Raw genomic sequence first — 14,679 nt, 5'->3', positions numbered from 1 at the left:
CCGATGGCGAAAAGTAATTCTACTCAGACACATGGCCTCAACTATATTACGGCCAATCGATTTTATGTAGAAATGGAGCAAAGCAGTGCGATTAGTGCCTGTTTTACGGAATGTTCGGGGTTGAGCGTTAAAGTCAACTACGACACCTATTTTGAAGGAGGGGTGAACCATCAGCAGCGAATTATTTTAGGAAACGCGCAATTTTCGGAAGTGACCCTGAAACGGGGGTTGACGAACGATGCGGAATTTTGGGCCTGGGCGTCGCGGATGCTGACGCAATTGGATGGGAAGCAAGAGAGTCCGCATCGGCGCAATATCAATATTTTGCTGTTCAACCAAGCGGGGGAAACGATACAATGCTGGACGTTAATTGGGGCGGTACCCGTGGGGTGGACTGCGCCACCGTTACAAGCGGATGCGGCGACAGTGGCGATTGAAGAATTAGTGCTGGCATTTGAAGGATTGAAAGTGGTAGTGAATGAGAATGGAAGTAGTGGAAAGGCGATGGGCGGAGGTGCGACAATTCATAGCAACGGGCGGGCAAAAGATTCTGGTGGATTCTTTCTGAGCAGTTAAGTCAGGGTGATTATGGCAGGATATTGTGGACATCAAAACGGCGATCGCATGTCTCGGGAACCCCTGGGACTGAAAAACCCCTTATTGCAGACAACTGGGGGAATAAAACCACAGTTTCTCGAACCGTTGGGGGCAAATTCTATAACGACGTTTGACCTAGAGGCGATAGTGGATTTAATGCCAGAATCGTCAGGGGAGGATGAGGAGAATCAAGACAGCGCTGGAGAGAGAGCAGCACACAGAGAATTTCCCTTGCTGTCACAACCGCCAGAGGGATTAGGGCAAAAAGAGATAGTCGGGCAAAGGGAATTTGTGGGAGAAAGGGCGATGAGGAATTTGCAAGCATTGCCCGTCGCGATCGCCCAGTCAGAGGGGGTAAGGAAGCCGAGAGAACCTGCGATCGCCTCTTCAGTAAGCATCTTTCCCCAATCCCTATCCCGAAATTCTGTAACGGAATGGGAATTTACCCCCTTTGGGTTGCAACCGATTCAACCAGACCGTGAAGTTAATCCAACCATTCCCCAGTCAGTTGTTCCCAGTTATGACAGTAGTGACCCGAGAACCCGAGAAGTGACGATTACCGCCCCGGGATATGGTACCGAGAAAAAAGAGGCGGACAATATCGAAGTGATTGCCCAAAAAGTCCACAAACTGATTAAAGAGCGATTAGAAGTGGAACGAGAGCGATCGGGACGCTACGGACGGCGTTTGTCCTGGTAAGTCTATCTCCCTTGTAGCAGAAAAAAGCATCAGCAAACGGTAAACGAAGTAAAATTCATGCGGTGAGGATACTTATGCCAACCCAAGGAAATAGCGTTGCATCTGGAAAGCTAGAAAAAGCCAAACTGATATCCGACGAAAGCGAAACCATTGAATTTATGTTCAATCCTACCGAACTGACGTTTGACTATTCAGTGAACGTTAATTCCGAAGCAGGGGCGCGCACCACTTCTGGTTTGCCGAAAGTCAGCTTTGCCTATCGAGACCCCTGCACCTTAAGCATCAGCAACATTATTTTTGACACCTACGAAGCAGGAACCAGCGTTCTCGACTATATCAACAAGCTGAAAAAAGCGGTACAGTTTTCCAGCAAAGGGAAAAGTGCAGAAAAGCGACCCCCTTTCTATATTTTCGCTTGGGGACAGCAACAATATATTCGCTGTTTTGTCACCCGATTGAGCTATCGGTTAACGCGATTTTTATCCGATGGAACTCCAGTGCAAGCGCGCGTGGATTTAACTTTAACCGAGATTGATAAATCTACGGGTAAATAAGTGGAGGAGGTACGTTTTCTAAATCTGTAATTCCCGCGCAGGCGGGAATCCAGATATCACTCAACCCTGTAGAAAAGCGCGATAACTGATAAGCAAGGGGAAAAATGATTGGACGACAGTAGAAATTATATTCCGAAGCGTTTATACCGGAGAATATTCCCAAAAAATAGGAAACGAATATAGTGATTTGAATGGGATAAATAATTATGGCTACACGTTATATTGCCCAACCGATTGTCAAGATAAAAGGGAAAAACATATCGGATGATTTAGTTGACGATTTAGTGGAAATCGCGGTAGAGGAGAGCATTCATCAACCCGGGATGTTTGAGTTAAAAATCAATAACGATTATTTTCCTGGGAGTGGAGACCCTTGGCGACACGAGAAACTGTTTGAAATCGGGCAGTCTGTAGAAATTGGCTTTAGTGCTAGTACAACCCAAGCGGAGGAGTTTTCCGAAGAGAATAAAGAGCCAAGTTTGTTTGTGGGGGAGATTACCAGTATTGAGAGCAATTTCAACGAGCGATCGCAAGCCACAATGATAATTCGCGGGTATGACGTCTCCCACCGACTGCACCGAGGGCGACACAATCGGTCTTTCCAGAATGCCAGCGACAGCGACATCGTGAAAAAAATTGCATCCGAAGTAGGAATTTCCACAGATAGCGTAGATTCCAGTGGCGCGGCGCATGATTACGTATTTCAAGAAAACCAAACCAACATGGAATTTTTGCGGGAACGCGCGGCGAGAAATGGGTTTGAACTGTTCGTCCAAGATGGTAAATTAAACTTCCGCAAACCGAAAGCGGGAGACACCTTAAACTTACAATGGTTAGAAGACATCCGCACCTTCCGAGTGCGAGTCAGCAGTTCCGAACAAGTAGCATCCGTGGAAGTACGCGGGTGGGATTACAAGCAAAAAAAAGCGATTGTTTCCACTAAAAACTCCCCGCAATTATTGACCTCCAACCAATATCAATCCGGGACAAAAACCAGTTCTGCATTTAACGGCAAACCCTCATCGCCGAAAACCATTGTCGTGGATAGGCCCGTATTTAGTAGCGCCGAAGCGGATAAAATTGCCCAAGGACTGTGCGACGAAATTGGCGGAGAATTCGTCCAAGCGGATGCCACTGCAGATGGAGATCCAAAAATTCGCGTCGGGAAGCGGGTGAAACTCTCAGAGATGGGGAAATACAGCGGGAATTATTATATCACCGAAACCCGACATCTGTACCAAGATGGAGTTTACAGTACCGAATTTAGCGTTAGAGGATTGCGCGGGGAGGATGTGTTCAATAGTGTTGCGCCGGAAAAGGGTCTCGAACCCGGACAAACTTTTTTAGTTGGAATTGTCTCTAAAAATGAAGACCCGGATGGGTTAGGGCGAGTGCGAGTGAAGTTTCCCACCTTAACCGAAGAACACGAGAGTAATTGGGCGAGAGTGGTGGCGATCGGGGCGGGTTCCGCGCGCGGATTTGACTGTTTGCCCGAAGTAAATGACGAAGTGCTAGTTGCATTTGAACATGGGGATATTCATCGCCCTTACGTACTCGGCGGGGTATGGAATGGGAAAGATAAAACCCCCGAAAAAGTTGCCGATTCTGTGGTTAGTGGAAAAGTGCGCCTGCGAACTTTTAAAACGCGGGTCGGACATCAATTGCAATTTGTGGAAGAAGATAAAAGCAGCAGCAAACAAGGGGTTTATCTAGAAACGGCTAAAGGGAAAAAACACAAACTGCACATGAACGATACCGACGAAAATATCGAGTTAAAAACCAGTGGCGCGCATTATTTGCAGCTTGACGATAAAAAGAAGAAAGTAGAATTACAAACCACTGGCGGACATCAGTGTTTGATGGACGATAGCGGGAGTAAGAAAATAGATGTGGTGTCTAAAGGAGATATGAATGTCAAAACGGGAGGTTCCGGGCGCAGTCGAAAAATGAACGTCAATGCGGGGGAAATTCACCTGACGGGAACGACCAAAATTGTGTTAAAAGTCGGTCCGAGTAGTATTGAAATCTCGAATCAAGCGATTAAAATGACCAGTCCCAAGGTGCAAGTAACCGGACAAACGGGGGTGGAGATTAAATCCCCGGCGAAAATTGCACTACAGGCGGGGATGAATGTGGACGTGAAGGCGGGAATGCAGGTGGGACTCAAAGCAGGGGCGTCGATGAGCGCGCAAGCTGGGGGGACATTGAGTTTGCAAGCTGGCGGTTCGTTAAGTTCTCAAGCGGCGGGGTCGCTGAGCATGACTTCTGGGGCGGCGATGAGCATGACCTCTGGGGCGGCATATCAAGTCAGTGCCGGTGCCAGTGCGGGCATTTTAGCGCCGATAATCCGATTGAATTGTTAGGGTGTGGGCGCAATAATATCGCCCCGGGCAATTGCGACTAATGGCTAATGTTGCATTCTTCTAGGGGGATGCAGAATCGAAGGGTAATTGTTCGATCGCCCAACCCGAAACAGGAGGAAAAAGCATGTTACCCATAGCGGTATTAGGAGATGTGGCCGGCGGGAGTCCCATAGTTGGTCCGGGGGCACCCACGGTGTTAGTGATGGGGCGTCCGGTAGCTTGTTTGGGAGATGTGGTAGCCGGCGCACCAATGGCAACTGGCGCATTGGTCATGCCTTGTTCGGTGACAGTGTTGGCAATGGGGCGTCCCGTGGCTCATTCCCTAACAATGGCCGTTGGCGTCAGTGCCTCCATCCCACCCGTACCCTTGTCATTACCGGTGGTGGGAACCGGGGTCTCGGTGTTGGTTGCTCCATAAAGTATTACATCTAGTGTGCATAATCAAGAGAGACGGGGATTTTAATCCCCGCCTCATAGCTACAGTGCGCTGAAGACGACTGGGAAGTAATGGCAAGCATTACATCAATTTCGCCGAGGATTTCCCCAGGGCGGTGGGTGTTGCCTGTCTGTCGATGTTGCAATTAAGAGATAAAAAGCAGGGGGTTGGGAAGGGAAGCGCGATCGCCAATTTGGAACCCTCGACTTTCGTCGAATACTCGGTATCGGGGGAGTTTAGTAAACTAGCCGTGATGCACAGGGAACCGATCCATGCCCGAGGATTACAATACTCGTCAGTACCGCGATTACCTGGGAACCGGGTGGGCATTCCCCTTGCGGGTGAACGTCCAAGGCAACCTGCAACTGAGTTCCGACGTTCGTAATGTCGAAGAGTCGATTCGGATTATCCTGAACACCAAACTTGGGGAACGAGTGTATCGCCCGGATTTTGGGTCTCGCCTATCCGAGCTGACCTTTGCGCCAATGAACACCCAAACCCTATTAATGATTCGGGTGTATGTGGAGGAAGCGCTGGAACTGTGGGAACCGCGAATCATCCTCGATGCGGTGTACACCGAACCGGATCCGATAAAAGGACGGGTCAACATTATTATCGAGTACCACCTCAAAGAGAACTACGATTCTCGCAGTATGGTTTATCCGTTTTATTTGATGCCATCTACTTAGAAAGAGGGCATTGCGGCGGGTAAATATTTGAGGGATAAGTTAATTTAACAGCAATGGAATTTAATTTTTTACCGAAATTACCAAAATCCGATTTAGACGATCGCAGCTTTCAGGATTTAGTAGACGAATGTCGGTTGCGAATTCCGCGCTACTGTCCCGAGTGGACCAATTATAATCCCAGCGATCCGGGCATGACCCTGGTAGAACTATTTGCCTGGATGACCGAGCAAATGCTGATGCGGTTCAATCAAGTGCCGCGTCGCAACTACGTCACCTTTCTCGAACTGCTCGGCGTCCGGTTAAGAGCGCCAGCGCCGGCGCAAACCGACGTCACCTTTTACTTGAGTGCCAGCTTGCCGGAGAATTATACCATACCGGCGGGAACCGAGGTAGCCACAGTTCGCACGGAAACCGAAGAAGCGATCGTGTTCAGTACCAATACTGCGGCAACGATCGCCCATCCGAGGGTTCGACATTTGCTCACCGCCGGGACCTCCGAAGACGAACCACAGATATTGCGCGATCGCTTCATTGGGTTGTGGACGATGGAACGAGACGGAAGCTGGCACGGACCGGAACTGGGATTTTTCGACGATCGCCCGCAACCGGGGAACTGCTTTTATCTCGTCTTCGATGGAGAAGAACCCATCGAAGGCAACGCGATCGCCCTCAACCTGAAAGGAGAATCCGCCACCTCCACGGGCATCAACCCCGACATGCCCCCCAGACAGTGGCAAGGGTGGAACGGACTCACCTGGGAACCCATACTCCTGCGCGAAAGCGACGACAAAACCCAGGGATTCAGCTATAGCCAATTAGTGCGCCAAGGCGGCGACCCCCTTTCCGGCGCAGACATCTTGCTGCACATGCCCAAAGTCTGGCCCGTCACCCACTTTTTCACCTACCGAGGGCGGTGGGTGCGCTGCGTCTATTCACCCCCCGCACCGAATCAACCCGGATATAGCAGTTCGCCGCGCATCGTCGGATTGAGTGCCCGGTCGATTGGCGCAACCGTCGGCGCATCGCAGAGTACCAGTATTCGCAATGAAATCTTGGGAGAAAGCGACGGCAACCCCGGGCAGAGCTTTCAACTGCAAGGAGTGCCCATCCTCCCTCGGGGAGAAGAGGAATATATTTTAGTCACCCCATCGGGAGGTTTACCACAACGGTGGCAAGAAGTCAATGATTTTGCCGACTCCGGGCCGGAAGATTTGCACTATACCCTAGATTCGATTACCGGGATCGTGCAGTTTGGGCCGCTGATTCGAGAACCCACCGAACTGAGCGCCCGCATTCGGTGGCGGGAGCGATCGCAGACCCGACCCCCGGAATCAGCCGCCCTCACCACCGCCCGGGATGGCAACGCCCTACAGCACGCCGCCCCCCCCGAATCGATGGAACGGCAACATGGAGCCGTACCCCCGCGCGGAGCCTCCATTCAGATGGTCGCCTATCGTACTGGCGGAGGCGTGAAAGGCAACGTGCAAGCCGGCACCATTGGCATCGTCAAATCTGCCGTCCCCTATGTGGCCCGAGTGGTCAATCATAAAGCGGCGCGCAATGGAGCCGATGGAGAATCTCTCGAGGAAGCGGCGATTCGCGTCCCGCGAATGCTGCGAACCCGCGATCGCGCCGTTACCGTAGAAGACTTTGAAGCCCTCGCCTTAGAAGCAGGAAGCGGCGCGATCTCCCGCAGTCTTTGTCTCTCCCCCACCCGCAAAGACCAAGCCGGCACCGTTCGCCTGCTGCTGGTTCCCAAACCCGATACCCAAAGCATCGAACGCGGTTACGGCATCGACCCGGCACAGTTGAGCCTCTCCCCTACCCTGATCGAGCGCGTCACCGCCTATCTCGACGAACGACGACTCCTCGGCGTGGAAGTACAATGTCGGCAACCGGAATATCTCGGCGTCGCCGTCCAAACCGAAGTCGCCTTGGAACCGGAATATCAAAACCCCACCGCCGCCGGACAGATTTTATTTTCCATGCAGGTGGCATTGTATCGGTTTCTCAATCCGATTACCGGCGGACCGACGGGCAACGGCTGGCCTTTCGGACGTCCCCTGTATCCCTCGGATATCGTCACCCTGCTGCAAAATACTCCCGGCGTCCTCTATTTAGGAGCGGTGCAGTTATTCGAACTGCGTCGGCAAAATAGCGGCTGGGTGAGAACCTTGCCCCGCGAACCCGTGATTAATCCCGGACCAGTGGGGTTGATCTGTTCCTGGCGCAATGACAGCTTGCGATCGGGTCACGTGATTAGCTTGATTTAAAGCCCCCACTGGCTACGCGATCGCCTGCTGGCTCTCTACCTCATCTCCCTTCCCCCATTCGCCGCCAATTGGCTCGCACCCCCGTTCCACAGGAAAACCGCGATCGCTCAACCTCCACCCCAACCCTCCCATGACTCAAGCCCGCGACCTACTACCCTTACGAGTGCAATTGGTGCCGATGCAACTGCCAGAGGCTCCCATTCAGCCCGTGGGACGGTTCGCCGAGGCATTCGATATCGTGGAAACCAGCGCGGTTCCCCTCTCCGGAACTCTCCCTTGTGGCTTGCTCCTCTACCCCGGAGAACCTAGCGAAATACTCGTCAAGCTGGAAAACATCGGCAGCCAAACCCTACAATTAAATGTGGGCGTCGAAGGCAATTTTCCCGCTAGTTGGTATCGCCTGCGAACCGAAGGCAACCAAATCCCCCCCGGGGGAAAAATTGAAGCCGTCCTTTATTTTCGCATCCCCCAAGCCTTCTTCGAACGCGAAGAATTCTTGCAAGCCGGTCAATCCCTGCTGTTGGATTATCAAGGACGAATTTACGTCTCTTTTCGCGCCGCAAATACCACCAGAACCCAAAACGAATCGGCGTCCTTTACCCTTTACATCCGACCCCGAAGTCTATATCTGGACTTTTTGCCCGAACTGTACCGGGAAGTGGATTTTATCGGACGGTTGCTGAAGGTTTTCGAGCAGAGTTTCGAACCGGCAGTGCAGGCATTAGATGCCCTGTGGGCCTATTTAGACCCCCTAACCGCACCTGAGGCATTGTTGCCATTTCTCGCCTATTGGGTGGGGTGGAAAATCGACCCGCGTTTGAGTCGAACCCGACAGCGGTATCTGATTCGCTACGCGATCGAATTATATCGCTGGCGCGGCACTCGTCGAGGATTGCGGTTTTATCTGTATTTGTACACCAATTTACCCCTAGACGAACATCTTCCCGAAGCGGAAAAACATATCAGCATTCAAGAAGTGTTTACCCAAGGGTTGGTAATGGGACAAAGTCGCTTAGGCGAAGATACGATTATTGGCGGCGGTCAACCCTATCATTTTATCGTCAAGTTGCGCCCCCCAACCGCCAATCAAATTGATGAAAGGTTGGTGCGACAAATTGTCGAACAAGAAAAGCCGGCATTTTGTACTTACGAGCTTTATATCGAACCGACGGGAGAATAAATGGAATTATGGCTAACTGGAAGTTGGCAGCAAGTCCCGGATTTTAACTGTTTATTGCTAGCAATGTAATTTTAACATGACTCTACCCTGGCCTCCTCCGAATGTCAAACCCTTAAATCGCTTACAGGTCGATGATGGATTGCTGATTAATGCCGATCGCTGGCGATTGGCCCACGAGTACCATCGTCAGCGGCAAAACGCTCATTTTCAATCCCTCAATCAACCGGGAATTGTCAGCGATATGGGGGTGCAAATCGTCGAACCCCCCGCCGAGGTCATCCCCAAATATCGCGACAATCGTTGGGTGCAGATTCAACCGGGCGTTGCTATCGATTTGTTTGGCAATGTGATTGTGATTCCCGAACCGATTGATTTTAGAATTAGTTCCGAGGTGGTGCATGAAGAAGCGCTAATGGTGTATTTGGTGGTCAGTTATGTAGACCCCGACCAACTGCAGCGCCAAACTACTACTAATGGGAATGGCGATGTGGTGACCGAAACCTTTCGGATTGACGAAAAAAATACCCCGCCTGCACCTTGGGAAGTGGAACTGTGCCGCATTTTTCTCGAACCCGGGGAAGTGCAGTTATCGCCGCCCGCCGATGTATTTTATCCGAGTTCCAATAATTTGGATTTGCGCTATCGGCCCCAAGCGCGATCGCGTCCACAAGGGTTGGTGCGCCTCGGTCAAATTACCCAAAATTCTGCCGAGGATGAGGTGGATTTTTCTCATCTATTTTATTTGTTACAATCGGTGGAGGCATTATATCCGCGTTTGCAAGGGTCGGAAGATATTGGCCAGTTTAGTTTGCGTTCTACAGAAGAACTGGAACAGTTAGTGACTTATGACCTGGTTTATCTGAAAAGTCAGCCCTCCCGTTCCCTTAACTCGGAGGAACGAGCCATATTAAAACAGTATGTAGAACGCGGGGGTGTGCTATTTGTCGAAGCGGAAATCCAGGGAAGCAAAGTGGAAGAATTGATTTCCTTGCAGTATCAGCTAATTGAAGCCCTGAATCGTCTGGCGAACGGAACAACTGTGGCAAAAGATGACCCAGAACGAGAGGAAAAGCTCGCCAATTTTGCCGAAATAACCGAATCATTGCAAACCGAACTTAAGGGCGTAAAAGAATCCCTAATCGAACAGATTGACGAATTATCTAAGGAGTTTCAAACCTTTGCCCGAGAACTCGGTCAACCTCTAGAAGACCTCGATCGCTTGAGTCGAACTCACCCCTTGCGAACCCAACCGTTTTTATTTGCAGCCCTTCCCCCGGTGAACGGACAATCGATTAAATTACTTGCAGGTGGTGGAATTATTGTAGTGCTGGGGAATCTATCTTCCGCATGGGGATTGGATGAAGAGCTGTCCCTGAGTAGAGAAACAATTCGCACCGCCCAAGAGATGGGGATTAATATCCTCAATTACGCGCGATCGCGTCGGCAAATGATGCAGTTAATGCAAGCCATTCCCGAGAGGGAATCTTAACCGGAAAGGCAGGAAACTGAGTAACAACTATGGCACTTAGGCAGCCTCAGGAGCAATTATGGTTTCCATCCGCAAAATCGTCCCTACCGTTATCGTCCTCCCAATCGTCGTCAGCGTCGGATTGACCGGGTGGCTGTCTTTTCGCAGCACTCAACAGTCGGTGAACGAATTGGTGACGCGCTTGGGTGAAGAAATCAGCGATCGCGTAGAAACGGAAGTCAAAAGTTACGTCACCGCCCCCCACCTTTTTCATCAAATGACCCTCGCCAGCGTGGGTGCGGGAGAATTGAATCTGGACAATTTCACCGAACTCCAACCCTATTTTTGGTATCACTCTACCATTACCGATTCCTGGGATTACATTTATTACGCTAACCAACAGGGAGACATTCTCGGGGTGCAAAATGACGCCAACTCGAAAAGCTTGCTCGTGATTAAAGACCCCACTACCGCACAGGTTCGAGAAACCTACGAATTGAACGATCGCGGCGACAGATTGGGGTTAATCAGTCAATCCCCATCGGATCCGCGAGTGCGACCCTGGTATCAAAAAGCGGTAGAAGTGGGCGAACCGACCTGGAGTTCCGTTTATTTCGACGTTTTTAACTCCGTGCTGACAATTACCGCCATCACCCCGGTGTACCAGAATGGGAATCAACTCCAGGGGGTGTTGGCGGTGGATATTTCTCTAACGCACCTGAGCGAATGGTTGCGCGAGTTAACCATTTCTCCTACCGCAGAAGTCTTTATTGTCGATCGCGCCGGGGAAATCGTCGCCACATCGGCGGCGGAAGACCCCTTTGTCATGGAAAATGACGAACCGCAGCGTCGAGCGGCGATCGCCAGTACGAATCCGATAATCCAAGCCACGGCCCAAGAGGTCATGGAACGGTTTAGCAGCTTTGAGGGGATAAACCGCGAAACCACGCTCAAATTCAATCTGGATGGCAAATCCCAGTTAGTGATAGTCAATCCGATTGAAGACGAGCGCCGATTGGATTGGTGGATCGTCGCCGTGGTACCGGAAGCGGATTTTATGGGGCCGGTACAAGCCCAAACCCGGGTGACGATTATCCTGCTGGCGATCGCTCTGGTGGTGGCCATCTTCCTGGGAATTGCGATCGCCCGCTGGCTCATCAGACCGATTCTGCGTCTGAGTGCGGCGGCGCAGGATATCGAAGCGGAACACTTCAAACCGGAAAATCTGGCCGACGTCACCCGACGCAATGACGAAGTGGGCCAACTCGCCCGCGTCTTTCAAGATATGGCCAGTCGCATCTACGCCCGCGAGCAAGGCATGAAACAACAATTGCAACAGCTCAAAAGCGAAAGCGACAAAGCCAAAAAAGCCATCATGCTTTCTCAACTCACCGAAAGCGATTACTTGCAAGAATTGCTCGTGCGCTCTCGCAAAGCCCGCAGTAAAGCCGATAAATACCAACATATCAATCTCGCAGACTTACTGCGAAAAGTTTCCTATTTTCAAAATTTTAGCGACGCCGAAATCCAAAAACTCATCGATTTAGGATATCGTAAAATCCTTTATCCCTTGGAATTTGTCTGTCGCGAAGACGAACCGGGCGATGCATTTTATATTATTTTAGAAGGCACAGTAGAAATCTATGTGGAAAAAATCGATAAATTCCTCACCAAACTGGGTTCTGGGGCATTTTTTGGCGAACTTTCTCTGTTGTTGGGAATCCCCCGAACTGCCACGGTTCGCACCTGCGAAGATACGGTGTTATTTGTGTTGGATAGAGAAGGGTTGCAAAAGCTGCTGAGAAATTATCAAGATATGGCAGAACAAATCGCCGAAGCTTTACACGAACATAAAGCTGAATTAGAATCGAGAAAAGAACTGCTACAGAAAATGGGACTGCTCGATGATGAGGACAGTTTCGATCGCAATCCCATGACTTGGATTAAAAATCGCATGGCGACCTTATTCGGATTGCAATCTACCCATAGTTAAAAGGCGGGGAAAATACAATGGCAACTGCGGTAATCAATACAATTGTCTCGCAAAAGGAACTTCATTTAACTCCCGGAGGAGAGCCGGCATCGTTGGAGGTGACGGTGGTGAATGGAAGCGATCGCTTTGCCAGTTTTGGGGTGGAACTCACCGCCGCCGGTGCAGCGGAAAATCGCAGTTCGGATTGGTACAGTATCTCCCCTACCGTTAGCAGCAAAAAACCCCCCGGGGATGTCACCTCATTTCGCATCTCCATCACCGACACGCCGGTGCCCGGTTTCGTGGGACTAATGAACGTCAGAGTGCGGGTGTTTTCCCTGGAACTCCCGGACGAAACCCGGGAAATCCTGCGCTTAATCGTCGAACAAGGAATCGGTAAAACCCCGTTACAGCTCGATTTACCCGTCCAGGACTTTCAGATTTATCCCGGCGATCGCGCCAGCATCCCGGTGCGCGTCTACAACCCGGGTCAACTGCTCACTTACGTTACCCTCACCCTCACCGGCATCGATGGCAGTTGGACCGAATCCACCCCGGAACGCCACCTGCAAGTGGCCCCGGGAAAACAAGCCGAAACGGTTTTTACCTGCCAACCCCCGTTTGGCATTCAAGCCCCCTCTCAACTCCACAATTTCGCGATCGTAGCCACTCATTCCAACGGTCCGGCCTCCCAAATCGAAGGTCGTCTGGAAGTCCTGCCAATGGGATTTCTCGACTTCAGTGCCACTCCCAAAACCCACCACATCCCCGAAAAATTCGCCTGGAAATTTTGGCGCTCCAACCCCATCACCTACACCCTCGAATTTAACAACGCCAGCAATTTATATCAAGAAATCGGCGTCGAAATTGGCGGCGAAGATAGGGGAAAATGCACCATAGAAATTACCCCCGAAACCGCACAAGTCGAACCCGAACAAGTCAGCCAACTCTTCTTAACTGCCGACAAAAAACGCCCCTGGTTCGGCAAAACCCAAAAACTGTTACTGGAAGTGGCAGCCTCCTGGTCCGCACGGCGAGTGGATACCCGCAACGACAAGCACAGCTTGCAACTGTCGGTTAAACCCATCACGCCCCTCTGGCTGCAAATTGTGGGAATTTTAGGCATCATTTATCTGGTCTGGTGGTTTTCCTGGCTCAATCCGCAAAACCCGATTTTCGGTCATCAAGATACGGTGAATTCCGTGCAATTTAATGGCATGGGAGAACGATTGGTCAGCGGGTCGAATGACCAACGACTCATCGAATGGAATGTAGCCGGCTTTTTTAATCCGCTCGCTAACCAAGAACTGCGGGAAATCAATTATCGCGGCAACCGCTATTTCCAATGGATAAACCAGCAAATTGCCAAACTGTTTCGTCCGCAAGAATCCGACGATAAAGCGGTGCGAGTGATTCGCTATCGCCCGGTGAATAACAATTTCGTGGTCACGGGGTTGGAAAATGGGGAAATTCTGGTTTGGGACTTGATTCAAAAAGGCGATCGCCCCCTGGCTTTATTTATCGCCGAAAAAGATGACCGGGTTTTTGCCTTGGAATTCACTCAAGATTCTCGGTTTTTATTTAGCGGTCATGGCAGTGGCAGGGTGCATCAGTGGGATGTGTTAAAATCTAACTTGACCGCCGGGAAAAATCGCAATTCCCTGCAACCCATGCCACCCATGCTCAGTCAACCCTTTGATTTTGCCATTTCGGCCTTAAAATTTGTCGGGCGAAACGATAGAAAATTGGCAGTGGTGGGACGATACAATAATTTTGTCGTCTGGGACTGGATCGAGGATAGCCAATTTGTCGTTCCCTATCGCGACGGCGGCAAAGAAAACTACATCACCAGCATCGATACGGCAGAATTTAACCCAGATTTAGTGGTCACGGCAGACAATCAAGGATATATTACCCTGTGGAATATGCAGCCTTGTTTGTCTGCAGGCGGTGAGTGCGAAATCCGAGAAGTTTGGAACGACGGACATCAAGGCGAACCAGTGCGATCGGTGGCATTTAGTGCCGATGGTTGCTATCTGGTCAGTGGCGGCGACGACGGGCGCGTGATGCTCTGGCCTTTGCGCCCCAATGGCACCCGGTTGGTAGAACACAGTAAGGAAATTTACTCATTAAACAACCGCAGTTTTAACAGTACGGATATCAAAGTTTTGGAAGAAAAGATTCTAATCGCTGGGGGAACTGATGACAGTCAGGAAGTCAGACTAAAATCGGAGAAAAGACTCGAAACGTTAGGCTGCGATGCCCGCTAACATTGCAAGATTGAGCGATAAAACCCTGGTGCGTACAGGGGTGCATTCCAGCAACGAAAAATTCCGCTTTTGCGTTGCCGAAGTTCAGGAGAGGAGAGAAAAGAAGTCAGGGACTCCGTAGAAACCAACCCCATGTCTAAAGCCAGGGGCTTGTACTTCTAACCACCTGACCAGCCTA

Annotated in this window: 11 protein-coding genes; all 11 read left to right on the top strand. The window is 50.7% G+C overall.

The genetic code is table 11. The annotated features are described in order from the left end of the window. The coding region (locus AC0QH1_RS15470; RefSeq protein ID WP_442957320.1) for a phage tail protein at positions 1-576 on the top strand (576 nt) is incomplete at its 5' end. 12 nt (positions 577-588) lie between these two features. After that, complete coding sequence (locus AC0QH1_RS15465; RefSeq protein ID WP_324632094.1) at positions 589-1,296, top strand: hypothetical protein; 708 nt, start codon at positions 589-591, stop codon at positions 1,294-1,296. A gap of 74 nt (positions 1,297-1,370) precedes the next feature. Further along, positions 1,371-1,850, top strand: coding sequence for a CIS tube protein (locus AC0QH1_RS15460; RefSeq protein ID WP_324632093.1), 480 nt, complete (start codon positions 1,371-1,373; stop codon positions 1,848-1,850). A 206-nt stretch (positions 1,851-2,056) separates the two neighbouring features. Beyond that, positions 2,057-4,213, top strand: a complete 2,157-nt coding sequence (locus AC0QH1_RS15455; RefSeq protein WP_324632092.1) for a VgrG-related protein — start codon at positions 2,057-2,059, stop codon at positions 4,211-4,213. Between the two features lie 124 nt (positions 4,214-4,337). Next, positions 4,338-4,631, top strand: coding sequence for a PAAR domain-containing protein (locus AC0QH1_RS15450; RefSeq protein WP_324632091.1), 294 nt, complete (start codon positions 4,338-4,340; stop codon positions 4,629-4,631). Between the two features lie 290 nt (positions 4,632-4,921). Continuing rightward, positions 4,922-5,338 carry a GPW/gp25 family protein gene (locus AC0QH1_RS15445; RefSeq protein WP_324632090.1) on the top strand — a complete coding sequence of 139 codons (417 nt, stop codon included), beginning with the start codon at positions 4,922-4,924 and terminating at the stop codon, positions 5,336-5,338. Between the two features lie 53 nt (positions 5,339-5,391). Beyond that, on the top strand, positions 5,392-7,611 hold the full coding sequence (locus AC0QH1_RS15440; protein WP_324632089.1) for a putative baseplate assembly protein: 2,220 nt from the start codon (positions 5,392-5,394) through the stop codon (positions 7,609-7,611). A gap of 130 nt (positions 7,612-7,741) precedes the next feature. Continuing rightward, positions 7,742-8,791 (top strand): phage tail protein, encoded by a 1,050-nt coding sequence (locus AC0QH1_RS15435; protein ID WP_324632088.1) that lies wholly within the window; start codon positions 7,742-7,744, stop codon positions 8,789-8,791. A gap of 76 nt (positions 8,792-8,867) precedes the next feature. Next, positions 8,868-10,280, top strand: a complete 1,413-nt coding sequence (locus AC0QH1_RS15430; protein ID WP_324632087.1) for a hypothetical protein — start codon at positions 8,868-8,870, stop codon at positions 10,278-10,280. Positions 10,281-10,338: 58 nt separating this feature from the next. Continuing rightward, positions 10,339-12,252 (top strand): cache domain-containing protein, encoded by a 1,914-nt coding sequence (locus AC0QH1_RS15425; protein ID WP_324632086.1) that lies wholly within the window; start codon positions 10,339-10,341, stop codon positions 12,250-12,252. Between the two features lie 17 nt (positions 12,253-12,269). Continuing rightward, positions 12,270-14,501 (top strand): hypothetical protein, encoded by a 2,232-nt coding sequence (locus AC0QH1_RS15420; protein WP_324632085.1) that lies wholly within the window; start codon positions 12,270-12,272, stop codon positions 14,499-14,501. The last annotated feature ends 178 nt before the right edge of the window (positions 14,502-14,679 follow it).

Source organism: Phormidium sp. CCY1219 (assembly GCF_055795085.1).
This window is presented reverse-complemented; position numbering and strand designations above follow the sequence as displayed.

Coding starts and splice junctions, on each gene's coding strand:
- AC0QH1_RS15465 (WP_324632094.1), top strand. CDS start 589: ATGGCAGGATATTGTGGACATCAAAACGGCGATCGCATGTCTCGGGAA.
- AC0QH1_RS15445 (WP_324632090.1), top strand. CDS start 4,922: ATGCCCGAGGATTACAATACTCGTCAGTACCGCGATTACCTGGGAACC.
- AC0QH1_RS15430 (WP_324632087.1), top strand. CDS start 8,868: ATGACTCTACCCTGGCCTCCTCCGAATGTCAAACCCTTAAATCGCTTA.
- AC0QH1_RS15440 (WP_324632089.1), top strand. CDS start 5,392: ATGGAATTTAATTTTTTACCGAAATTACCAAAATCCGATTTAGACGAT.
- AC0QH1_RS15460 (WP_324632093.1), top strand. CDS start 1,371: ATGCCAACCCAAGGAAATAGCGTTGCATCTGGAAAGCTAGAAAAAGCC.
- AC0QH1_RS15420 (WP_324632085.1), top strand. CDS start 12,270: ATGGCAACTGCGGTAATCAATACAATTGTCTCGCAAAAGGAACTTCAT.
- AC0QH1_RS15435 (WP_324632088.1), top strand. CDS start 7,742: ATGACTCAAGCCCGCGACCTACTACCCTTACGAGTGCAATTGGTGCCG.
- AC0QH1_RS15455 (WP_324632092.1), top strand. CDS start 2,057: ATGGCTACACGTTATATTGCCCAACCGATTGTCAAGATAAAAGGGAAA.
- AC0QH1_RS15425 (WP_324632086.1), top strand. CDS start 10,339: ATGGTTTCCATCCGCAAAATCGTCCCTACCGTTATCGTCCTCCCAATC.
- AC0QH1_RS15450 (WP_324632091.1), top strand. CDS start 4,338: ATGTTACCCATAGCGGTATTAGGAGATGTGGCCGGCGGGAGTCCCATA.